At 60.4% G+C, this 23467-nt stretch carries 19 protein-coding genes, 1 tRNA gene and 1 pseudogene; 10 read left to right on the top strand and 11 right to left on the bottom strand.

The window, feature by feature from the left end; translation table 11 throughout:
* The first annotated feature begins 123 nt into the window (after positions 1-123).
* Both ACESMZ_RS02585 and ACESMZ_RS02580 read left to right on the top strand, forming a co-directional pair.
* The gene (locus ACESMZ_RS02585; protein WP_372956940.1) at positions 124-1044 is read left to right on the top strand and encodes a hypothetical protein; all 921 of its coding nucleotides are present in this window, start codon (positions 124-126) and stop codon (positions 1042-1044) included.
* Between the two features lie 156 nt (positions 1045-1200).
* Positions 1201-1599 (top strand): PaaI family thioesterase, encoded by a 399-nt coding sequence (locus tag ACESMZ_RS02580; protein WP_372956939.1) that lies wholly within the window; start codon positions 1201-1203, stop codon positions 1597-1599.
* Between the two features lie 92 nt (positions 1600-1691).
* On the opposite strand, the gene ACESMZ_RS02575 is transcribed toward ACESMZ_RS02580, so the two are convergent.
* Positions 1692-2402, bottom strand: coding sequence for an SIMPL domain-containing protein (locus tag ACESMZ_RS02575; protein ID WP_372956938.1), 711 nt, complete (start codon positions 2400-2402; stop codon positions 1692-1694).
* Positions 2403-2619: 217 nt separating this feature from the next.
* On the opposite strand from ACESMZ_RS02575, the pseudogene thpD reads away from it, so the two are divergent.
* Positions 2620-3486 (top strand): annotated as a pseudogene (thpD, locus tag ACESMZ_RS02570) (ectoine hydroxylase); the annotation flags it as partial.
* 54 nt (positions 3487-3540) lie between these two features.
* Here the strand turns inward: thpD and ACESMZ_RS02565 are convergent.
* From ACESMZ_RS02565 to ACESMZ_RS02540, 6 genes are all read right to left on the bottom strand, one after another.
* Positions 3541-4503, bottom strand: a complete 963-nt coding sequence (locus ACESMZ_RS02565; RefSeq protein ID WP_372972149.1) for a tRNA dihydrouridine synthase — start codon at positions 4501-4503, stop codon at positions 3541-3543.
* Between the two features lie 147 nt (positions 4504-4650).
* On the bottom strand, positions 4651-6825 hold the full coding sequence (gene katG / locus ACESMZ_RS02560) for a catalase/peroxidase HPI (RefSeq protein WP_372956936.1): 2175 nt from the start codon (positions 6823-6825) through the stop codon (positions 4651-4653).
* Between the two features lie 377 nt (positions 6826-7202).
* Positions 7203-7421, bottom strand: coding sequence for a DUF2835 domain-containing protein (locus ACESMZ_RS02555; RefSeq protein ID WP_372956935.1), 219 nt, complete (start codon positions 7419-7421; stop codon positions 7203-7205).
* A 6-nt stretch (positions 7422-7427) separates the two neighbouring features.
* Entirely contained in the window at positions 7428-9320 is a 1893-nt protein-coding gene (gene htpG / locus ACESMZ_RS02550) for a molecular chaperone HtpG (RefSeq protein ID WP_372956934.1), read from the bottom strand.
* A 135-nt stretch (positions 9321-9455) separates the two neighbouring features.
* Positions 9456-9890 (bottom strand): PaaI family thioesterase, encoded by a 435-nt coding sequence (locus ACESMZ_RS02545; protein ID WP_372956933.1) that lies wholly within the window; start codon positions 9888-9890, stop codon positions 9456-9458.
* Positions 9887-10357 (bottom strand): PaaI family thioesterase, encoded by a 471-nt coding sequence (locus tag ACESMZ_RS02540; RefSeq protein WP_372956932.1) that lies wholly within the window; start codon positions 10355-10357, stop codon positions 9887-9889. Before ACESMZ_RS02540 ends, ACESMZ_RS02545 begins: the two co-directional genes overlap by 4 nt.
* Positions 10358-10534: 177 nt before the next feature.
* Between ACESMZ_RS02540 and ACESMZ_RS02535 the strand changes: the two genes are divergently transcribed.
* The 4 genes from ACESMZ_RS02535 (at position 10535) to ACESMZ_RS02520 (ending at position 14686) form a co-directional block, all read left to right on the top strand.
* Positions 10535-11824, top strand: a complete 1290-nt coding sequence (locus ACESMZ_RS02535) for a M48 family metalloprotease (RefSeq protein ID WP_372956931.1) — start codon at positions 10535-10537, stop codon at positions 11822-11824.
* 129 nt (positions 11825-11953) lie between these two features.
* Positions 11954-12514, top strand: coding sequence for a hypothetical protein (locus ACESMZ_RS02530; RefSeq protein WP_372956930.1), 561 nt, complete (start codon positions 11954-11956; stop codon positions 12512-12514).
* Positions 12511-13695 carry an iron-containing alcohol dehydrogenase gene (locus tag ACESMZ_RS02525; RefSeq protein ID WP_372956929.1) on the top strand — a complete coding sequence of 395 codons (1185 nt, stop codon included), beginning with the start codon at positions 12511-12513 and terminating at the stop codon, positions 13693-13695. Before ACESMZ_RS02530 ends, ACESMZ_RS02525 begins: the two co-directional genes overlap by 4 nt.
* A 205-nt stretch (positions 13696-13900) precedes the next feature.
* A complete protein-coding gene (locus ACESMZ_RS02520) occupies positions 13901-14686 on the top strand; it encodes a substrate-binding periplasmic protein (protein ID WP_372956928.1) in 786 nt (261 codons plus the stop codon).
* A 57-nt stretch (positions 14687-14743) separates the two neighbouring features.
* Here ACESMZ_RS02520 and ACESMZ_RS02515 read toward each other — a convergent pair whose 3' ends face one another.
* Entirely contained in the window at positions 14744-17230 is a 2487-nt protein-coding gene (locus tag ACESMZ_RS02515) for an ABC transporter permease (RefSeq protein WP_372956927.1), read from the bottom strand.
* Entirely contained in the window at positions 17230-17949 is a 720-nt protein-coding gene (locus tag ACESMZ_RS02510) for an ABC transporter ATP-binding protein (protein WP_372956926.1), read from the bottom strand. Before ACESMZ_RS02510 ends, ACESMZ_RS02515 begins: the two co-directional genes overlap by 1 nt.
* Before the next feature lie 69 nt (positions 17950-18018).
* Here ACESMZ_RS02510 and ACESMZ_RS02505 point away from each other — a divergent pair, with 69 nt between their 5' ends.
* The gene (locus ACESMZ_RS02505) at positions 18019-18702 is read left to right on the top strand and encodes an arylesterase (protein WP_372956925.1); all 684 of its coding nucleotides are present in this window, start codon (positions 18019-18021) and stop codon (positions 18700-18702) included.
* Positions 18703-18713: 11 nt separating this feature from the next.
* Here the strand turns inward: ACESMZ_RS02505 and ACESMZ_RS02500 are convergent, their stop codons facing one another.
* Entirely contained in the window at positions 18714-19730 is a 1017-nt protein-coding gene (locus ACESMZ_RS02500; RefSeq protein ID WP_372956924.1) for a YheT family hydrolase, read from the bottom strand.
* 81 nt (positions 19731-19811) lie between these two features.
* Between ACESMZ_RS02500 and ACESMZ_RS02495 the strand changes: the two genes are divergently transcribed.
* Positions 19812-19887: transfer RNA gene (locus ACESMZ_RS02495), tRNA-Asn, on the top strand.
* Positions 19888-20074: 187 nt separating this feature from the next.
* The gene (locus tag ACESMZ_RS02490) at positions 20075-21706 is read left to right on the top strand and encodes a methyl-accepting chemotaxis protein (protein ID WP_372956923.1); all 1632 of its coding nucleotides are present in this window, start codon (positions 20075-20077) and stop codon (positions 21704-21706) included.
* A 12-nt stretch (positions 21707-21718) separates the two neighbouring features.
* On the opposite strand, the gene ACESMZ_RS02485 is transcribed toward ACESMZ_RS02490, so the two are convergent.
* Positions 21719-23014 carry a M18 family aminopeptidase gene (locus ACESMZ_RS02485; RefSeq protein WP_372956922.1) on the bottom strand — a complete coding sequence of 432 codons (1296 nt, stop codon included), beginning with the start codon at positions 23012-23014 and terminating at the stop codon, positions 21719-21721.
* Between the last annotated feature and the right edge of the window lie 453 nt (positions 23015-23467).

Below are 23467 nucleotides of genomic sequence, written 5' to 3'. Positions count from 1 at the left end.
ATTACCGGGAAGTCTTCCGGTGCTTTCTTCCGGACCGGGGAATGGACTAAAGTTAGCTTTCCAATAACTTGCGGCACCCCACCAAAGGTGCCCTTTACGGATCACCGACAACAAGGACAACCCATGGCATTTGATACTCCCCTCTACCTGTGCGGTCCCCTGCGAGAGCCCCGGCAGATGCTGGCAGACCAGGAGTACAGCGGACACACATCCATCCACGACGACAGCATGGCGGAAAAGCTGGGTTTCCGGGCCGGCCCGATTGAAGGCCCCACCCATTTCAGTCAATTTGTACCGTTACTGGCAGAGGTATGGGGGCAGGACTGGTTCGAACGCGGTTGCTTCTCCGCCCATTTCCAGAACATGGTGGTGGAAGGCGAACAGGTACGGGCCTTTATTGAGCGGCCGGCACCAGGTACCACCCGAGTCCGGGCCTGGGCCGAGAAGTCTGACGGCACGCCGGTGCTGGAAGCCAGCGCCAGCCTTGGCCCTGACGACGGCGATACCCTGCTGGATCAGCGCATGGCGAAACTGCGGGCACCAGAAAAGCTGGTGATCCTCTCGGATCTCCATGTGGGCATGGCCGGCAGGAAAGATGAGCAGGTCCGCATGGACCCGGACCAGAACATGGGGAAACTGTACCCCTTTTCCCTGAACCAGAAGCTCGAACGCATTACCGAGAACACCCCCTGGTACAGCGATGGCAAATCAGCCCCATGGGGGCGGGCGGTTATCCCCCTGGAGATGGTCAGTGTCCTGGCGGAGTACAGCAGCAAGGAGGCTGGCTTCCCGGTGAAGCAGCCCGCCGTCGGCCTGTTTGCCGACCAGGAAATCCGCATGGTGGACGGCCCGCTGTTTGTGGGTGAGGACTATCTGATCCGCCGGGAAATCGTTGCCCTGTCCGAAAGCAAGCGCACCGAATCCTACTGGGTACGGTCACGCATCTACGACGCCTCTGGAGAAACACTGAAGGCGGAAATGCTCCTGAACCACGCGACCCTGAAACACTCCTATCCCCGCTACGAAGAAGAAGCTGCCGGGTAACGCCACGGAGGCCCCTCCCGGGGCCTCCCCTGATCCCACCTGGATCACCAGGCTTCCATTTCACACAAATCCTTTGCAAACTACCCTCTTTACCGGTGCCGGTTACATCCGCACCTGACCACAATAACAATACCTCCAATAACAGGCTGATAATCCATGATGAAGCACCCCTTCCCCGACCTGATCGATATGGTCATGGATAAAAGCGAGCCCGGCTGGAGCGTCAACAGCATCCAGATCGGCGAGAAGCACATGAACACCAACAACGTGGCGCATGGTGCAGTACTCTACGCGCTGGCTGACACCGGTATGGGCTCGGCCCTTTACCCCACCCTCGATGAGGGCCAGGTGTGTGCCACTATCGAGATCAAGATGAGCTACTTCAAACCGGTGTTCGCCGGCAAGGTGGTCTGCCGCACCGAAATGATCAACCGCGGCAAGACCATCGCCAACCTGGAGTCCCGGCTTTACGTGGATGACGTGCTGGTGGCGCAGGCTAACGGAAACTACGCCATCTTCAGGATTCGCAAGGACGCAGCGGGCCAGCCCGACTGACCGCCAGCCGCTGGCACCGGGATCCGCTGGTGTGAAACGTATTACGGCCGGCCCATGCAACAAGGTGCCTTGCTCCGGATAATGCAGAATGGTTACTTCAGATAGTAATCGAAGGTGGAGACCACCCTCACGGTCTTTACCGGTTGCTGTTCGGCCGTCACGCCCGGTGCCTGGTCCCGGGCCAGGATCTGGAACACACCCTGGTTGGCCCGGCGCAGACCACCAAGCCCGGCGTCGGCATCACGGGCAAACTGACGCGCTGATTCCCTGGCGGCGGCTGTCGCCCGGGCAATCATATCCGGCTTGATGTCGTTCAGACGAGTGAACAGGTAGGTGGGCCCGGTGGGACCATAGTCGGATGAAAGGATAACGCCGGAGTCCACCAGGTCGCTGACGTTCTGCGCCGCCTGCCGCACCTTGTCCACTTCATCCGTGCGTACCATCAGTACCTGGTTGATAATGAACTTGCGGGCGCCGCCCTCCGGTTGGTACGGGTTTGCCCCGGTGTCCACCACGTCCAGTCGCTGGAGTTCCACGGCATCGTCGGCAATGGCCTGCAACTTCAGGAAAGCGATGACACTTTCACGGCTCTTGCGGGCCTGCTCCCGGGCCGCGTCCAGCGTATCGCCTGTGGCGGCAAAGCGAATCGGCCACAACGCCAGGTCCGCGGTCACCTCCTGCTCCGCGACGCCCTTGACGGTGACATAGCGGTCACCGGTGCGCATTTCCGTCAGGCCGTCCTTCAACAGAGAGGCGGACACGATCAGGCTGATGCCCAGTACCAGCGCTACCACAAACCGCATATTGTTTCCCTTTCTTCAAACGGTTAGCTCCAGAAACAGAGCTCAATATACACCCTTCCGACTCCGGCAACAGCAACGCCGTCCAGTCCTGCATGAAATCGCTGAAATAGCAGCATCAGGGAGTCGGATAACCATTACCATTCTGCAACCCTGAACCCGGGATCCCTTATTCGAGACTATCTTGTCCGGCACACCCCATTCAAGGAGGAGCCATATCATGAGGCAGCCACAGGATCAGTTTCCCACCCGTCTTGAGCGCAAACTGGGCATGTTCGACCGCCTTGACCCGGTGGTTCATACCCCGAAGGCAAGACGTACCAAGGGGCCACTGACCGGCAAGAACGTGAGCGAGTTCGAGGAAAAGGGCTTTCTCTTTTTTGAGTCGTTCTTCACCCAGGACGATATGCAGAAATTTATCGACGAGCTCAGGGACTACGAGAGTGACGAGGACCTCAAACTCTCCGAGGGCACCATTCTTGAACCGGGCAAGGAAGAGATCCGGTCTGTTTTCGGCATTCATGAGGTCTCGGACCGCTTTGACCGGCTGACCCGGGATCCCAGGCTGCTGGACATGGTGCGGCAGTTGCTGGACAGCGAAGTCTACATTCACCAGTCACGGATCAACTACAAGCCAGGGTTCAAGGGGAAGGGCTTCAACTGGCATTCAGATTTCGAGACCTGGCACAGCGAAGACGGCATGCCGCGTATGCGCAGTATCAGCGCGTCCATCGTGATGACCGACAATCATGAGTTCAACGGTCCGCTGATGCTGATTCCGGGTTCTCATCAGGTATTCATCCCCTGTGTGGGACGGACACCTGAGGACAACTACAGGGAGTCGCTCAAGAGTCAGTATATAGGCGTTCCTGACGCTGCCAGCCTGACCCAACTGATGGACAAACATGGCATCGAGGCCCCCAAGGGCCCGGCCGGGTCACTGATCCTGTTAGAGTGCAACACCCTTCACGGCTCCAATGTCAACATGTCCTGCTGGCCACGAAGCAACCTGTTTTTCGTCTACAACAGTGTGGAAAATACCCTGGTCGACCCGTTCTGCGGAAACAAGCCCCGCCCCCAGTTTCTCGCCAACCGCCAGAACTGGGATCCGTTGGAACCGGCGTACTGCGGTGCCAAAAGCTCAGGCCGCCCGCTCGCAGCGAGCTTCTTCAAGGCAGGCGATCATCGTGGCGACCTCCCGGAGTTTTCGGGCCCTGGGCCAGAGTTCTTCTGCCTCCGCAAAGCCCTGGCGCAGGTAATTCAGCCACTGCTTGATGCGGCCGGTTACATAGCGATCTTCCAGTCGGGTCTGAAGTGCCGCGGCATACTCGGCAATTAATGGCGTCACCTCGGCCCAGGTCATCTCCGGCTCATCCCTGCCCACCTGGCTGGCCTTGATGCGTCGGGCCAGGTCCGGGCGCGCAATCAGGCCCCGGCCGATCATCACGTCATCACAGCCCGACACCCTGCGGCAGCGCCAGTAGTCCTCAACGGTCCAGATCTCGCCGTTGGCAATGACGTGTGCGCTGACCGCCTCCCTTACCCGGGCAATTTCTTCCCAGTAGGCCGGCGGCCTGTAGCCGTCCACCTTGCTGCGGGCATGGATGACGATTTCTGCCGCGCCGGCGGCTTCCAGGGCCTGGCCGCAGGCCACACCCATGGACCGGTCATCGTAGCCCAGGCGCATCTTGGCGGTCACAGGTATGTCAGCCGGCACCGCCCTGCGCACGGCGGCGGCAATCTCGTACATCAGCTCCGGCTCACGCATCAGCACACAACCGCCCTTGTGCCTGTTAACGGTTTTGGCGGGGCAACCAAAGTTGATGTCCACCTGCCCTGCACCCAGCTCGACGGCCCTGGCTCCATGACGTCCCATCATTTCCGGGTCAGATCCCAGTAGCTGCACAGCAACCGGCGTGCCCGCTTCGGTGAGGGCCCGGCGATGCAGCTCTGGGGCATACTTGTAGAAGATCCGGGGGGGCAGCATGCCGTGGGTCACGCGAATAAACTCGGTCACACACCGGTCAATACCGCCAACCCGGGTCAGGGTTTCGCGGATAGGTGCGTCCACCAGCCCTTCCATCGGGGCGAGGATAATTCGCATGAAAACTCCAGAAACTGAGAAACGGGGATCAGGTTGTGGCTGATCAAAAATCAGGCGGGGCGGATTGTAAGGAATCTGGCGGGAAGATGGTAGCCGGGCATCCCGCAATCAGGATGCCCGGCCGGGGTCTGCGACGTAACGGGCGAGTTAACCCTGCACGTCGAACCGGTCGCTGTTCATGACCTTGGCCCAGGCGGAGACGAAGTCCCGCACGAATTTATCGTGGTTATCGTCCTGGGCGTACACTTCAGCGTAGGAACGCAGGATCGAGTGGGAGCCGAATACCAGGTCCACCCGGGTCGCGGTCCACTTCTTCTGATCCGTCTTGCGGTCGCGAACCTCGTAAAGGTTTTCGCCGACAGACTTCCAGCTGTAGGCCATGTCGGTCAGGTTGACGAAGAAATCGTTCGTCAGCTGGCCTTCACGGTCAGTGAACACGCCATGCTTGCTGCCACCGTGATTGGTACCCAGCACCCGCATACCACCGATCAGCACGGTCATTTGGGCTGCGGTCAGGCCCATCAGCTGGGCACGATCCAGCAGCAGCTCCTCCGGCTTGACCACGTAGTTCTCTTTCTGCCAGTTGCGGAAGCCATCGGCCACCGGTTCCAGCACATCGAAAGACTCGGCGTCGGTCATCTCGTCAGTGGCATCACCACGACCTTTCAGGAAAGGTACGCGCACTTCGTAGCCGGCGGCACTGGCGGCTTTCTCGATGCCTACGCTGCCGCCCAGTACGATCACATCCGCAATGCTGGCGCCGGTATCGGCAGAGATCTGCTCATACACTTTCAGCACCTTCGCCAGGCGCTCGGGCTCGTTGCCGACCCAGTCTTTCTGTGGCGCCAGGCGGATGCGGGCGCCGTTGGCACCGCCACGGAGGTCGGAGCCCCGGAAGGTCCGGGCGCTGTCCCAGGCGGTGCTGACCATGTCGCTGATGGACAGGCCGGCATCGGCAATTCGCTCCTTGACCACCTCTTCGATGTAGTCAGTGGGGCCAGCAGGAATCGGGTCCTGCCAGATCAGATCCTCATCCGGTACCTCCGGCCCGATGTATCGGGACTTCGGACCCATATCCCTGTGAGTCAGCTTGAACCAGGCACGGGCAAAGGCATCCTGGAACCGCTCCGGATCCTTGCGGAAGTCCTCGAGGATCTTGCGGTAGGTCGGATCCACCTTCATGCCCATGTCGGCGTCGGTCATGATGGGGTTGTGACGAATGGACGGATCACTGGCGTCCACAGGCTTGTCTTCTTCCTTGATGTCCACCGGCTCCCACTGCCAGGCACCTGCGGGGCTCTTCTTGAGCTCCCACTCATGGTCCAGCAGCATGTCAAAGTAGCCCATGTCAAACTTTGTGGGCTCGGTAGTCCAGGCACCCTCGATGCCGGACGTTACAGCGTTGGACGCCCTGCCCTGCATGTTGGGATTGTCCCAGCCGAGGCCCTGGCCGACGACATCAGACCCTTCCGGCTCGGCACCCAGGGCACCGGCGTCACCGTTGCCGTGGCATTTGCCAACGGTGTGGCCACCGACGGTCAGGGCAGCGGTCTCTTCATCATCCATGGCCATCCGGGCAAAGGTTTCACGCACCTGGGCGGCCGTCTTCATGGGATCAGGCTCACCATTGACGCCTTCCGGGTTCACATAGATAAGGCCCATCTGCACCGCGGCCAGCGGGTTTTCCATGGTGTCCGGCTTGCCGACGTCCTCGTAGCGCTCATCGGAGGGCGCCAGCCATTCCTTCTCGGCGCCCCAGTAGATGTCTTTCTCAGGGTGCCAGATATCTTCCCGCCCGAACGAGAAACCGAAGGTCTTGAGGCCCATGGACTCATAGGCAACGTTACCCGCCAGGATCATCAGGTCGGCCCAGCTGATCTTGTTGCCGTACTTTTTCTTGACGGGCCACAGCAGACGGCGCGCCTTGTCGAGACTGGCGTTATCCGGCCAGGAAGCGATAGGAGCGAAACGCTGGTTACCGGTTCCGCCGCCGCCACGACCATCGGCCATCCGGTAGGTACCGGCTGAGTGCCAGGCCATACGGATCATGAAGCCACCGTAGTGACCCCAGTCGGCCGGCCACCACTCCTGGCTATCGGTCATCAGGGCGTGCAGGTCCTGCTTGATGGCATCGAAGTCCAGCTTGCGGACCTCTTCCCGATAGTCGAATCCCTCGTCCATCGGGTTGGTTTTGCTGTCGTGTTGGTGGAGGATGTCGAGGTTGATGGATTCAGGCCACCAGCCGGTGACGTTCTGGCTGCTGGCCGTGTTGGCACCGTGCATGACAGGGCACTTTCCACCTGTACTGTTATTCTGACTCATCTTTCACTCCTGTTGTTACCACTTGGGCAAGGATCACGTTGTTGGAGGGACATCACTTAACATAGGTCAAGCGGAACACCCCTGCTTGAAACTTTCCTAAGGTCGGGATAGGGAATCACTATGACCAGCGAGGCTTTGAGCGCTGGCATAGTCGCCGTAATATTCGGCGAGGATTCCGAGTGTCTCTCGCCATGCTATCTGTGTGAAATCGAGCAACACTGACATGGGACAACTCCTGCGTTATCAACGACAGGATCACTGTAGCCCGGGGTGTGGACCTGGCAACAATTAATTAAAAGAACTTTTTTGAAAGTTTTTTACTATCAATAGACCGGCACGTTGTTCTGTTCGATGCCGAACGGGATTACGTCAGCAGGCTATAGCCGCTCGATGGAGAGGAACTTGCCGGCATCGTCAAACAGGATACGGAAACTGCCGCGGATGCCATCTCGTAGGAAGAAGCGGGAGAGGATACGGGCCGGGAAGCGGACGGAGCGTCCGTCCCGGGCCGTGGTGCGGACATCGGTGGCAACGCCCTGGTAGAGCTTGATCCACTCATCAGGGCTGATCTGGATGTCCACTATGATTTGCTGCATGGCCGATCAGTTCGACAGCTCCAGCAACAACCGGTTAAGGCGGCTGACGTAAGCACCCGGATCCTTCAGCTGTTCGCCGCTGGCGAGAGTCGCCTGGTCGAACAGGACAGCGGACAGCTCCCTGAAGCGCTCTTCACCCTGCTCGCTTTCCAGCCGCTGAACCAGCGGATGGTCCACGTTGATTTCGAAGATGGGTTTGCTGTCCGGCACTTTCTGGCCAGCGGCTTCCATGATCTTCTTCATCTGGGCGCCCATATCGAACTGGCCAACGACGAGGCACGCCGGTGAATCCGTCAGACGGTTGGTCACGCGAACTTCCTGCACCTGGTCGTTCAGGGCGGCCTTAATCCGCTCGAGCAGATCCTTGTGCTCCTTGGCAGCCTCTTCCTGGTGCTTCTTGTCTTCCTCGGTCTCGACTTCGCCCAGGTCCAGGTCGCCACGGGCAACGTCCTGGAACTGTTTGCCGTCGTACTCGCTGAGGTAGCCCATCATCCACTCATCGATACGATCAGAGAGGATCAGCACCTCGATGCCTTTCTTGCGGAAGACTTCCAGATGGGGGCTGCTGCTGGCCGCCTGGAACGTGTCACCAGTGATGTAGTAGATCTTGTTCTGGCCGTCTTTCATGCGGCCAATGTAATCGTCCAGTGAAACGTTCTGGGCGCTCTCCCCGGTGTGGGTGGAGGCAAACCGCAGCAGGCCGGCGATCTTCTCCCGGTTGCTGAAGTCTTCCGCCGGACCTTCCTTGAGGACGGTACCAAACTCGTTCCAGAAGCCCTGGTAGTCCTCCGGCTGCTTTTTGGCGAGCTTGGTCAGCATGTCCAGTACGCGCTTGGTCATGGCGCTGCGGATGGACTCCACGGTGCTGTCGTTCTGCAGGATTTCCCGCGAGACGTTGAGGGACAGGTCATTGGAATCAATGACACCCTTGGCGAAGCGCAGGTACAGGGGCAGGAACTGCTCGGCGTCGTCCATGATGAACACGCGCTGCACATACAGCTTGAGGCCCCGGGGGGCATCCCGGTTGTACAGGTCAAACGGCGCACGCTTGGGGATATACAGCAGGCTGGTGTAGTCCAGCTTGCCTTCCACCTTGTTGTGGGACCAGGTGAGCGGGTCCTCGAAGTCATGGGCGATGTGCTTGTAGAACTCCTTGTACTCCTCGTCCTTGATCTCGGTACGGGGCAGGGTCCACAGGGCGGTGGCGTCGTTGACGGTTTCGTCCTCGCCCTTCTTGTCCTCTTCCTCCGATTCGGACTTCATGACCACCGGGAAGGAGATGTGGTCGGAGTACTTCTTGACCAGGCTGCGCAGGCGCCAGCCGTCGGCAAACTCCTTCTCGTCCTTTTTCAGGTGCAGGACGATACGGGTGCCGCGGTTGTCCAGCTCCTGGTTCTCGATGGTGAATTCGCCGTCACCACGGGACTCCCAGTGCACACCTTCGGATTTGGGCGCACCGGCCCGGCGGGTGTAGACCTCGACCTTGTCGGCCACGATAAACGCCGAATAGAAGCCCACGCCGAACTGCCCGATCAGCTTGCTGTCTTTTTTCTCATCACCGGAAAGCTGTTTCAGGAACTCGGCGGTGCCGGATCTGGCGATGGTACCCAGGTTCTGGATAACGTCGTCCCGGGTCATGCCGATGCCGTTGTCGGTCAGGGTGACGGTGCCCGCATCGGCGTCATAGTCCAGGCGAATTCTAAGCTCAGGGTCATCCTCGTACAGGCTGTCATCTTTCAGGGCGGCGAAGCGCAGCTTGTCTTCCGCATCGGAGGCGTTGGAGATCAGCTCCCGCAGGAAGATTTCCTTGTTGGAATAGAGGGAGTGAATCATCAGGTGAAGCAGCTGCTTCACTTCGGTCTGAAAACCCAGGGTTTCTTTACCGGTTTCAACCGTCATGGCGCGGTATCTCCTGCTGAATGTCTGACTAACGTTTGGTGCACGCCCGGCGCCTGCCGGGGTGACACAAGGCTATTCATTACGTGGAGTCAATTTGGGGGCCCCGGTTGTCATTTCAAGGCCCCGGGGCGGTCTTCATTTTTCCAGCAGGAAATGCGCCCTCGCGGTTGCGATTGGCTCATTGCGGGATTTCTGCCAGGCGCTGATCATCACATTGGCTACCCGGTTACCCTGGCGGGTCAGGTGGCACTCCGCGTAGGTTTCGCGGTCCAGCCCCGCCCGCAGGTAATCAAGGGAGAAATCCACGATCTTGGGCATGCGGAAGGTGTCCTGGGACATCATCAGGTAAGTGGCTGCGGAAACCTCCATAAAGCCGCCGATCACGCCGCCATGGATCGCCGGCAGCATGGGATTGCCCAGGTTGGAGTCCTTGCGGGGCAGGCGGAAGATCAGGTCATCCCCGAAACGGTCGCACTGCAGACCGATGTAACCGGCGTAGGGAATGCTCTCCAGAAGTCGGGTAAAGTCACCGGTCTTCTGGGTTTCGCGAAGAATATCGGCACTGGTCATTCGGCCACCCCCATGATCATGTCGCGCCAGGATTTGGGTGTCGCTTCCTTGCCGATGCGCATAAAGGTACCGACACAGGTAGCGACAATCTCACCGTCATCCTGGAAGGCTTCACAGCGGGTGAACACGATGTTGCGGGTCATCTTGCGGATTTCAGCCCGGGCATAGACCGGTTGGCCGGGTTCCGCCGGACGCATGTAGTCCACACGCAGGTCCAGCGTGGGACACAGTTCGAACTCGTCCAGTGCGCAGATCATCACCGAGCCGGAGGTGGTGTCCATCAGGGTGGTGATAGCCCCGCCGTGGATGACACCTGTTTCCGGGTTGCCGATGATTTTTTCACTGTAGGGCAGGCACAGGGTCAGCTGCCCCCTGTCGGCATCTGCGACGGTCAACCCCAGATCACGGGCCTGGTTGAGAATGTTGATGAACCGGTCCACCCGGTCCATAAGCACTTTATCGGTCATAGCGATCCTGTCGTCAGGCGAAAAACGGGCGGATCATACCCCATTTCACAGATGGGTTCAGCGGCGACCCCGGGATTACGCGAGGACTGTGTGAAGCGACAGATTCCGCTATCATACCAGAGTGTTCACGAGGGAGACTCTGGGCACACATCTCTGACAACAGGCAAGGAGACCTACGTGAACAAATTGTCTTTGACCAGGGCCAGGGCGGCCATTATTTCTGCTGTTACCGCACTGATTCTTCTTACCAGCGGCTGCGCCACCAACCCGGTTACCGGCAAGTCCCAGCTTTCACTGATCGGCGAGAACGAAGAACGTCAGCTCGGCCAGGAGAACTATACACCCACCATCCAGGCCCAGGGCGGCCAGTTCTACCTTGACCCGGAACTCACCGTATACGTGCAGGAAGTGGGCGACAGGATGGCCGAAGTCAGCGACCGCCCCGACCTTCCCTACGAATTCACTGTGCTGAACAGCAGCGTGCCCAACGCCTGGGCGCTCCCGGGAGGCAAGATTGCCATCAACCGCGGGCTGTTGGTGAAGCTGGAAGACGAGGCCCAACTGGCCTCGGTACTTGGTCACGAGATTGTCCACGCGGCCGCCCGCCACAGCGTGCAGCGGATGCAGCAGGGTATGTTGCTGAGCGCCGGTATGGCCGGCCTTGGCCTGGCCCTGGGTGATAACGAATGGGGCGGCCTGATCATGGGCGGCGCAGCCGTGGGCAGCCAGATGGCTCTGGCCCAGTACAGCCAGTCCCACGAACTTGAATCCGACCGTTTCGGTATCGAGTACATGGTAGAGGCCGGCTACGATCCCCAGGCTGCAGTGGAACTACAGGAACTGTTCCTTGAACTGTCAGAGGGACGTTCATCGGGCTTTCTGGAGGGCCTGTTTGCCACCCACCCACCGTCACAGAAGCGGGTTGATGAGAACCGCCGCCTGGCGCGGGAGCTGGGCACCGATGGTGTCCGCAACCGGGAGAAGTACCAGGGCATGATCGCAGAAGCGAAGCGCCTGCAGCCGGCCTACGACCTGCATGACGAAGCCCTCGAGCTGGCTGGTGACGAAAAGTACGAGGCGGCGCTGGACAAGGTTAACAAGGCCCTGGAAATGGCGCCGCGGGAGGCAGCCTTCCACGCCACCCGGGCCCGCCTGCATGACGCCATGGACAACCCCGAAAAGGCCGAGGCAGATTTTGACAAAGCCGTCGAACTCTATCCGGAAATGTTCAGTTACCGCCTGTACCGGGGCCTGAGCCGCCTCGACAAGGGTAACCTGCAGGGCGCCCGGGCTGACCTGGAGGCCTCTGCAGAAGTGGTCCCCACGTCCATTGCCTATCTGAGGCTGGGCGATATTGCTGCCGAGCAGGGTGACCGTAACAAGGCGGCAGCCTACTACAACGAAGTTGCCAAGACTGAGGGCGAACTGGCCGAAGAAGCGAAACGCAAGCTGTCGAACCTGAAATAGCCCAGTGATACCGGAGGGCAGCCCCCTGCCCTCCGGTCATCCCCATCCCTTCCCTCCATCCGGCATTGACTTGGCCAGGCAATCCACCTGAAACTCAGGGTTCCCGGCCTGCCCACGAAGGTGTTGCCCATGTTGGAAAGCTTCTCCCGCTCCGCCGCGCGCCGTGCGCGCCGGCAGTACGTCGCCCTGATGTTCCGCTTCATGGGACATGCCCTGGAAGCCATTTCCCGTTTCGACAAGACCGTTATCGACGAGGCCCGGGATCTCCCCGAGGGTCTGGTGTTCCAGATGACGGTATTGCCTTCAGGCCCCTCGCTGGCGGTTGAACACACGGGGCATGGTTCGCTTCGTTTCCTGGGCAGTCGCTATCAGGGCCCCGTGGATCTGTCCATCCGCTTCAAGCACCTGGCCCATGCGTTCCTGGTGCTTTCCTTCCAGGAGAAAACCGTGGAGGCCTTTGCCAACGACCGCATGGTGGTAGACGGTGATATTGCCCTGGCCGTGCGCATGACCCGGATTCTTAACCGTCTGGAAGCCATCATTCTGCCGCGCCTGATTGCTCGCAGGGCTGTGAAGGAATATCCGGCCGAGCTCGGTCTGCTGGAAAAATTACCCGGAGCCATCGGTGTCTATCGCCGGGTGGCATTCTCGATGATCCGCGATCTGCGCAAGGAGGCCCTGTCACAATGAGCCGCTATTACGAATTTTTCTGTCCGGTAAAGGTCATCGCTGGTGAGGCCGCACTGGAGCACCTGCCCTACGAACTGACCGGAATCGCCTCTGTCCGCCCCATGATCATCACCGATGCCGGCGTGCGTGCCGCCGGCCTGCTGGATCCGGTCATGGCCGCCTGTGAGGAGAGCGACGTCCGCATTGCCGCCATCTACGATGAAGTACCCCCGGACTCCTCCACGACAACGGTCCGGGAAATTGCCAACCTCTATCGCGACCAGGAGTGCGACGCCATTATTGCCATCGGCGGTGGCTCCTCCATTGATACCGCAAAGGCGGTGAACATTCTGGTGTCGGAGGGTGGCGACGACATCGCTGCATACAGCGGCGCGGGCGTCCTGACACGGCCCCTGCGTCCCTTCTTTGTGATTCCGACAACCGCCGGTACCGGGTCGGAAGTCACCTCTGTCGCTGTCATTGCCGACACCGGACGGTCAGTGAAACTGCCTTTCACCTCGTCTTTCCTGCTGCCCAATGCGGCCATCATCGACCCGAGGATGACCCTCACCCTGCCGCCCCATATCACTGCGGCAACCGCCATGGATGCTCTGACCCACGCCACCGAGGCCTATACCTGCCTGGCCAGGAATCCGCTCAGCGATGCCTATGCGACAGCGGCTATCAAAAAAATCGGGCGCTCACTGCTGCCAGTGATGGACCAGCCGGACGACGCCCAGGGCCGGCTCGATCTGGCGGAAGCCTCCACGATGGCCGGTATTGCGTTCTCCAATTCCATGGTGGGCCTGGTCCACTCCCTGGGCCATGCCACCGGCGCCATCTGTCACCTGCCCCATGGACTCTGCATGAGCCTCTACCTGCCGTTCGTACTGGAATACAACCTGGAAGAGATTCGTGACCCCCTGGCAGACCTGCTGCTCTACCTGGAAGGCCCCGAAGTATGGGCAGCCACCCCCGCCTCCCGGCGTGCAGAGGCCACCATATCCGCCATCCGCCACCTGCGGGATGAGTTGCACCATCGCTGCGAGCTCCCCAGAACCCTGCGGGAAACCGGCAAGGTAAAAGAAGAGCAACTGGACGCCATTGCACGTCAGGCCCTGGACGATGGATCTATCATCTACAATCCTCGCGAGGCAACCCTGAAAGAAGTCCGGTTAATACTCGATAAGGCCTGGGGATGAGACAGACTCCTGCTTTTTGAGGGTTGAATCGCACAGCGAAACACGCAACAATCTTCGTAAGCTAAGAAGGGGGCTGGTAACCACTGCGGAAACAGGTGCTTGTTTACCAGCGCCCCTGGTTTGCACGGAAGCATTCAATCCGAACCCTGCGGCTTTGGATGCAACTCCAGACCGTGTAAAACAGCACTAACAGGGTATCTTTAAAATGCTTCATCCCGTCTTGCGCTGGCTCGTCCCGGCCATGATCCCCCTGGCGACGACGCTGGTCAGTGCCAGCGAATCCACCGCTTCCGGCAGCGTGCCGGACGGCCAGGAACGGACCCTCAACTTCAATGTATCCACCAGTGGTTATCCCCCCTATATCATCCACCATGAAGATGGCAGTTATGGCGGCATAGCTTTCGAGGTGGTCAGCCGAGTGGCGAACCGCCTCGGGTACGACCTCAAGCCGTATGAGATACCGCGCAAACGGGTGGATGCCATGTTGCTGGACGGCCATATCGATGCGTCACCCAGGGCAAGGGAATGGACGACAGAACCGAGTGAATTCCTGTTCACCGACGCCATGGTTTCAATCCGGGAGGTTTTCTTTACGCCGGCGGACTCAGACTTCCGCTTTGAAGGAGTGGAGCAATTGCGGGACGTGACCCTGGTAACACCACTGGGCTATCACTACCCCGAACTGGAGCCGCTGTTTGAAAACGGCACCATTGAACGGTACGAAGTGTCCGGCGACCGGGACATCTTTACCTACCTGCTTCACGGCCGTGGCCTGGACGCCGCTGTGGCTGACCTGGGCGTCGGCCAGTGGATCATCCGTCAGAACAACTGGCATGGACAGTTCCGTCACAGCGAGCAGGCCCTCAGCGACTACGGCTATCGCCTGATGCTGCGCCCGGACTGGCAAAGGTTCGCCGAGGACTTCAACCAGGAACTGGCAAAAATGAAAGCCAGCGGCGAACTGGACCAGATCCTCGACCAGTATCGATGAGTCGTGGCGTCCGCCGCCTGACCTCCCCCGGCGGACGACCTGATCACCATGCCGTCATCATTCCAGTCGCCGTAACAGCAGCATTGGGCTGACCTGGAGCACCGGCCGGAGCTGCCAGCGACCCAGCAACGCCAGCACCACACCGCTGATCACGGGAATCGGCAACGCCACCTGCCAGTGCCAGCGGAACTCGCCGCCGAACATCCGGTATTGCAGGGCCCAGACTGCCGTTTCTGCCGCCAGCACACCCAGTATCCCTGCCAGTAAACCCGCCAGGCCGAACTCCAGCATGGTGCTGTTCACCAGCAATGACTGACGCCCGCCCAGGGTTCGGAGCAAGGCCCCCTCCCGTTGCCGGTCCTGAAGGGTAGCGCTCACCACCGCCGCCATCACCACCAGTGAGGCGGCCAGGATAAGGGCCAGTATTGCCTCGATAGCCTGGGTCACCTGGCGCACAATGTCCTGGATTCGCTCGATAATGTGGTCAACTTCCAGCAGGGATACCGTAGGGAACTCACGGGTAAATTCGTTAAGGGCGTCCTTGCGGTCCTCCGGCAGATAGAAACTGGTAATCCAGGTGGCTGGCAACCCGTCCAGCGCACCGCCAGGAGGAAATGCCATGTAGAAGTTGGGTTTCATACTCTCCCATTGCACAGTACGGATACTGGTGATTGGTTCGGCGATGGTTTCCGAGCCGATGGTAAAACCAAGCACATCGCCGACCCCAACGCCCAGTTCGGCCGCCAGTTCCGCTTCCACGGAGACGCCTTCAGTCTGCTCGCTACCGAACCAGTCCCCCTCAACAATGCGATTGTCCTCCGGCAGGCTATCCATCCAGGTGAGATTCAGCTCGCGATTAAGGGCGTTCACACTGTCATCCTTGCTGACCACCTGCCTTACCGGCTGGCCGTTTATTTCGGTCAGGCGCCCCCGCACCATGGGATAGAGCGTATCCAGCCCCTGGCCCTGCCGATTCCAGAAGGCTTCCACTTCGTCCACGGTCTCCGGGGCAATGTTGATCAGGAAGTGGTTCGGAGTCTGCTCCGGAAGCTGTGCCTGCCAGTCCGCGAGCAGTGAGGAACGCACCAGTATCAGTGTGCTGGCCAGCATCAATGTCATGGCGAACACGGCAATCTGTGACAGGCTCGCCCGGCGGTGCCGGTACAGGCCCACCAGCGCCAGCCGCCAGGCGTTACCACCACCGGTGACCCGGCGCAGGGCCAGCAACAGCAGCCAGCCCAGCAGGGCGAGAATGCCCAGTAACGCTACCAACCCGCCGATCAGCGCCACCACCAGCATGACTTCACGGGCATACAGCCACACCAGGCCGAATATGGCCACCACGGCAATGGCGATATCACTCCAGGCGCGACTGTCCGCCTCACCGGGCTGACTGCGCAATACCCGCATGGCCGGAACATGCCGCAGGCGGCGAATGGGCGGATACGCAAACGCAAACAGTGAGACGACCGCCGTGGCCAGCGCGGGTAACAGCGACGGCAGATCCACCGTGAACGGAACCTCCTGCTCCAGCACCCGGGCCATCAGATTGTTGAGAAAGCCATAGACCGGGAGTGCCACCAGCAACCCTCCAGCCATACCCGCCAGGCCCCAGACAGAGAGACGCATCAGGTACATATGGCCGATGCGCCGGCTGGACAGGCCCAGGGTCTTGAGCAGGGCGACCGTGTCCCGCTGGCCAACGGCAAACTGGCGACTTGCCACCGCTACCGCCACCGATGCCAGCAGCACCGCGATGCTGCCCCCCAGCAGCAGGAAGCGCTCAGCCCGCTGGAGTGATTCGGAGAGGGCTTCGCCATCGCGGATGCTTTCCCATTCATGGGAAGGTTCCAGTCGCGGCTGAAGCCACTGGTAGAAACCGTCAAGCGCAGCTTCTTCACCGGCGAACAGGTTAACGTATTCCACGCGACTGCCTTCCTGGATGACGCCGGTAGCCTCCACATCGTCCGCGTGCATCATCACCCGGGGAGCCAGCCCGCCGAGGTTAAAGCCACCATCCGGCTCCCGGACCAGCAGACCGGACACGGTGAGCTCAAGGTTACCCACCTCGACGGTGTCGCCCACGTCAATTTCCAGCAACCGCATCAACCGGGGGTTCAGCCAGGCTTCCCCGGGACGCGGACCCTGACCAAGCAACTGCCGGTCACCGCCGGCATCCTGCTGAAACTCGATCTGGCCGCGCAACGGATACTCATCGCTGACCGCCTTTATGGACACCAGCTGGAAGCGCTCGCCACCGCCAAGCATGGTTGAGAATTCCACCATACGGGCAGTCTGCAGCCCCCGGTTTCGAGCCTCTTCCCGCCATTGGGCCGGTATGGGTTTGCCATGCTCGGCCTCAAGCTGCCGGTCCGCCGCCAGGAAAGAACTGGCCGAGGTAATCAGCGTACGCTGTAGCTGGCTGGCGAACAGGGCAATGATCGCAACCGTGGCCACCGCAATGATCAGGGCACTGAGCACCACCTTGACGTCCCGCTGGCGCCAGTCCCGCTTGACGGAACCCAGTTTCCGGCTGGCGGACATCAGGCGGTCTCCTCACGGGAGGCTTCCAGGTGCCCGGCCTCGATGGTCAGGCGACGCTGACAACGGGCAGCGAGGGTCTCGTCATGGGTGACCATGACGAGGGTAGTGCCCTGTTCCCGGTTCAGGGCCATCAGCAGCTCCTGGATCTCCTGACCGGTCTGGTTATCCAGGTTGCCGGTGGGCTCATCCGCAAACAGGATCACCGGCTCACAGGCGAACGCCCGGGCAATGGCCACCCGCTGTTGCTCACCTCCGGAAAGCTGGCGCGGGGTATGAGTGAGGCGATCACCGAGCCCTACACGCCCGAGCAGCTCCCGGGCCCGGGCCTGCGGGTCCGGGAAATCCGCCAGCTCCAGGGGCAGCATGACGTTTTCCAGGGCAGTGAGCGCCGGCAGTAACTGGAACGACTGAAACACGAAGCCGACCCGCCGGGCCCGCAAGGCAGCCCGCTCGTCTTCACTCAGGCGGCTGATGGCCTTGCCCTCCAGCACAACTTCCCCTTCAGTGGGCGTATCCAGCCCGGCCAGCAGCCCCAGCAACGTGGTCTTGCCGGAGCCGGAGCGGCCGACAATGGCGACGGATTCCCCCCGCTTGATTTCGAGACTGACCCCTTGCAGGATGGTGAGCGTATCTCTGCCCAGATCCACCCGCTGCGTCAGGTCGGTTACCGTGAGAATGGCTTCGGAAGTCTGTCGGGGTCCGCTGGAAAGGTCTGTCACGTATGCTCCGGGAACTGATTCAGTATTCGCCACTCTATCCTGCCTGATGGAAAGACACGAGGACGCTCAATGGTCGTTAACTCTGTGGTTGCTTCTATAACTACGGCATTTTCCCGCCAGAGATCAACGGTTCTGGTTTTCTGGTTACTGGCATGCCTGATCCTGCCCGGGGCCGCCAACGCCAACACCATACTGGTGATGGGCGACAGCCTGAGCGCCGCCTACGGGGTGGAAACAGACACCGCCTGGGTCAACCTGCTTCGGGAACGGCTGGACGAACAGGACCGTGAGCAGTGGCAGGTGGTTAATGCCAGCATCAGCGGCGAAACCACCGATGGCGGCGCCCGTCGCCTGCCGGCGCTGCTGGATCGGCACCAGCCGGATATCGTCATTATCGAACTGGGCGGCAACGACGGCCTGCGGGGCTTCCAGCCGCCGGTAATCCGGGACAACCTGTCGGCCATGATCGAAGCCTCCCAGGAGGCCGGTGCCAGGGTGCTGCTGGTCGGCATGCAGATTCCTCCCAACTATGGCGCCAGCTATACCCGCCTGTTCACCGAAATGTTCCCGGACCTGTCCGACCAGTATGACACGGCCCTGGTTCCCTTCTTTCTGGACGGAATCTACAACGGCGATGGCCTGATGCAGGACGATGGCATTCACCCCACCAGCGAAGCCCAGCCGCGCCTGCTGGAAAACGTCTGGCCACACCTTCAGCCGCTGCTGCAGGAAACAGCCTCCGCAAGCCGATAAGCTTTAAGGGGTCAGGCCTGATGGACGAGCGCGCCAAGATAATCCACCGCCCGTTGCTCGGACCAGTACCAACCCCCACGGCCAAACTGCGCAAAGCCCACATGCCCGCCATGGCGGGTGGTCTCCAGTTGCGTCCATGCACCCAGCACTTTCTGACCCTCCGGAAAGCAGGCCGGGGAGAGGAAGGGGTCGTCGGCGGCGTTCACGATAAGCGCCGGCACCCGAATATCCCTGAGGCGAAACAGTGACGATGCCCGGTACCAGTAGTCCCGGGCACTGGCGAAGCCATGAAGCGGTGCGGTGTAGCGCTCATCAAACTGATGGAAGGTGCGGATCTGGTCGTAGCCCTCCATGGTTATCCGGTCCGGGAAACGCCGGGCCTTTTCCGCCATCTTGGGCTTCAGGTCGCGGATAAAACGTGACATATACAGCCGGCGGCTTGGCAGCGCCAGCACATCAGCACCGCCGGCCAGGTCGCAAGGCACCGAGAAGGTCACCGCCCCGGCAATCCGGCTGTCCACCGCTTCTCCCTGCTCGCCGAGGTATTGAAGGGTCAGATTACCGCCCATGCTGAAGCCGGCCAGCGCCATGGCGCGGTAACCCTGGTCAAGGCCATGGCGAACCACCACATCCAGGTCTTCAGTGGCGCCACTGTGGTAGAACCGGGGCTGACGATTCATGACACCGCCACAGGAGCGGTAGTTCCACGCCAGCACATCCCAGCCCGCTGCCAGCAGCGCACGGGCCAGTCCCAGTACGTAGGGCCGCCGGCTGTGTCCTTCCAGACCGTGACAGATAACCGCCACCCGGTCCGCACCCTGTCGATACCAGTCGAGCCAGAGCTCATCATCGTCCGGTGTAGCCACGGCTTCCGCTTCGGGCTCCCGCAGGTCCACACGGCGGAACAGGCTCGGCCAGATTGACTGGGCATGGCCGTTACGAAGCCACACCGGGGCCCGGTAAGGGGCCGTGGATGTCACCTCTGAAGGCGCGTCTTCAGGGCTTGCAGAAACCGCTGTATCAGACATGGTGAAAATTTGAATCCTGTGTTTTCAGGGGCTTGACCCCACCCCCCAAAGACCTTAATATGCGCGCCATCTCGACGCCAATCCCCGATAGCTCAGTTGGTAGAGCAACGGACTGTTAATCCGTTTGTCCCTGGTTCGAGCCCAGGTCGGGGAGCCATATTCCGAAAAGCCGCCACCTTTTACAAGGTTGGCGGCTTTTTATTTGGTGGACATTGCGCTTCACTCCCGCCGCCCCTGCACTCACCCATCTTCGGATAACACCCATCCGATACCATTCAAGAAATCGCCCCCACGGCCGTTAACTCCATAACCTGTCCGCATTCCCATGGAGCATCAGACCGCCGATGTCACTGTTTTCCAGAAGCATTCTCGCCCGAGTCCTCTCTGTTGTCCTTGTAGCCAACCTGCTGGTCGCTGTCTGTGCCCTGCTTTATTTCAGCCACTCGCTGAGTTCAAACCGGGAGTACCACGCCCTCGCCAGCAACCAGATGGTCAGCGCCCTGGAAGCCGAAAACATCCTGAACCAGTTCAAGACCCAGGTACAGGAGTGGAAAAACGTACTGATACGGGGCAGCAATGACGACCAGCGAAACAAGTACTGGCGCCAGTTCCAGCAGCAGGAAACGGGTATTCAGCAGGCGCTGGATACGCTTCTACCCCGACTTCAGGATGATGAGACCAGGGCCCTTATGAGCCGATTCCAGGACGCCCACCAGCGTATGGGCCGGGACTACCGTAACGGGTACGAAGCCTTCACCCGGGCGGATTACGATCACCGGGCCGGCGACAAGGCCGTACAGGGCATTGACCGCGAGCCGGCACAACTGATCGAAGAGGCATCGGCGCTGATTCGTGAGCAGGCGCTGGCGCGGGCCACCACCCTGAACGAATCCGTCAGTCGCAACACCACGCTTATCGGAACCCTGATGCTGCTGGCGATCGTTGCCGGTACGCTATTGTGCATTCTGGTACTTTCCCGGTCGGTTGTGCGACCTGTCCGCACCCTGACCGATCAGCTCTACAGCCTGGGTAAAGGTGACCTGTCAGACCCGGTCACCTTGCGACGTGAGGATGAACTGGGCCGCCTGGCCGATGCTGCCCGTAACCTGCACGCTTTCCTCTCGGAAACCGGTACCCTGATGGGGCGCTTCGCCGAGCAGCTTTCCGGAAACAGCGAGAGCCTGCGAAGCAATGCCCAGGCCGTTGCAGACCATTCCGATCACTCCCACCAGCGCATCGAGCAGATCGCCACGGCAATGAACGAAATGTCCGCCACTGCCCAGGATGTGGCCAGCCACGCAACCTCGGTATCCGTAGAAACCCGGGAAGCCACCACCGAAGTGGACGACGCTGACAACCGCACCCAACAGGCCACCCAGAGCATGAGCCGCCTGAGCGACCAGATCCGTCAGTCAGCCCAGACCGTGGAACGACTGGCTGGCGACGGCCGCAAGGTCAGCGAGGTAATGGGGGTTATCCGGGAAATTGCCGACCAGACCAACCTGCTGGCCCTGAACGCAGCCATTGAGGCGGCACGGGCCGGCGAGGCAGGCCGGGGCTTTGCGGTGGTGGCGGACGAAGTGCGAAACCTGGCAGCCAAGACCCAGGAAGCCACCACCCGAATCGATACCATCGTGGAGACCATCACCAGGGGCTCCAACGATGCCACCGAATTCATGCGCGCCAGTGAAATCGTTGCCGGCGAGACCAGCGAGGCCGTGGACGCCGTTCGTCAGACCCTGGCAGGCATCAACGACCGCATGAAACAGATCAGCGACGCCACCATCCAGGTAGCCACAGCGGCAGAAGAACAGACCAGCGTATCAGATGACATCAACCGTAATGTCACTGATGTGGCAGAGACAGCCGAGAGCATGCGCTCCAGCGCCGAAGAAAACCTCCGCCGGGTCCCGGAACTGGAAAGCATGGCCCGGGAAGCCAGGGAACTGGCGTCCCGGATCCACCAGAAGCACTGACTGCAAGGGTGGTCAGTTAACCTCCGGCCACCCCATGAACGCCCTGAGCACCTGGTACAGCGTATAGCCGTCCCGGGTGCCACAAAGCTCACGGATTGAGTGCATGCCCAGCTGAGGCACACCGATATCCAGGGTGGTCACCCCGAGGTTGCCCGCCGTAATTGGCCCGATGGTACTGCCACAGCCCATATCGCTACGCACCACAAAGGTCTGGTGTGGCAGGCCCAGCTCGTCACTGATGTGCCGGTACAGGGCCGCTGAACGGCTGTTGGTGGCATAGCGCTGGTTGTGGTTCACCTTGATCACCGGCCCCTGGTTCAGCAGCGGACCATGGTTCTCGTCATGGCGGTCAATATAGTTGGGGTGCACGCCGTGGGCGTTATCAGCAGAGATCATCATGGACCGGGCAATCACCCGACTGCGACACTCCGCCCCGCACCAGCGGTCCAGCACCGAGGACAGGAAAGGCCCCTGGGCGCCTTCCGCCGACATGCTGCCCACTTCCTCATGGTCATTGCACACCAGCAGTGCCGGCTCATCACCGGTGGCATCCAGCAGAGACTGCAGGCCAATGTAGCAACTGAGCAGGTTATCCAGCCGCGCAGAGGTAATAAACTCGTCCCGCAAACCAGACAGACTGGCGGGCTGGGCATCATAGAAACTCAGCTCATAGCCCAGCACCTTGCCAATGGACTGCTCCGGGTACTCCTTGAGCACCTGCGCCTCCAGCAGATCAGCAAAGGCCGTCCTGTCATCATCCGGCGCCTGCATCAGCACCGGCGGCAGGTCCGTCTGGGCATTGATGGAACGGTTGCTGTTGGCCTCCCGGTCAAGGTGGATCGCCAGGCTGGGGATAAACGCCACCGGCCGCCGGAAATCCACCAACCGGTCCTGAACCCTGCCCTGCCCGTCCAGCAGGGTTACCCGCCCGGCCAGCGACAGATCCCGGTCAAACCAGGGGTTGAGCAGTACGCCACCATAGACTTCCACCCCCAACTGGTAGAAACCTTTTCGATGCAGTTCAGGATTGGGCTTCACTTTAAGGCAGGGGCTATCGGTATGCGCCCCGACCATGCGAACACCCGACTCCAGCGGCGACCGCTTGCCGGTCCAGAACGCCACAATGGATGAGCCGTTTCGGATTACGTAGTAGCCCTGCCCCTGCTGCAGGCTCCACTCTTCCCGTTCATCCAGGGCCTGAAACCCGGCCTTGTCCAGGGTCTGGGCCATGTTGCGGGTTGCGTGCCAGGGGGTGGGTGAAGTTGAAAGGAATTCGAGCAGGTTCTGGTTAAAGCTGGTGTGTTCCATAGGTTCTCAAAGACTCGCACGGGAATTCAGTTGGGATGAGTATCTCATGGGGACCGGGGTGTACTCTACTGAGGGGTTAAGCTTACAGGTGCCAACAGATTTAGGACTGGAACAACTTGAATCCCAGATTTATCACCGAAAGTTGAAGGACTGGGGCCGGTATGGTTTTCCGGGACCTTCAGCCCTGATCAGCGAACTGCTCCAAAGTCAGAAGGGTCAGGTGGGGGGATTATTTTTCGAGACCTTCAAAAACAGGGACGTTTTTGAAGAGCCTCCAGGGATGGATCCACGGCGTGTCTCGAAAAATCGTCCCCCCACCTGGCCCTAGGCAGGCACTATCAGTCCTGAAAAACGCAGAACTCGAGAACCGTGCTTCCCTGTCGGCCCGCTATTGGGTAGCCTCTTCCAGGACACGCGGTGAATACTTCCCTGTACGCTCTTCAAAAACGTCCC

The organism is Marinobacter sp., assembly GCF_041690615.1.
GTDB lineage: Bacteria > Pseudomonadota > Gammaproteobacteria > Pseudomonadales > Oleiphilaceae > Marinobacter.
This window is presented reverse-complemented; position numbering and strand designations above follow the sequence as displayed.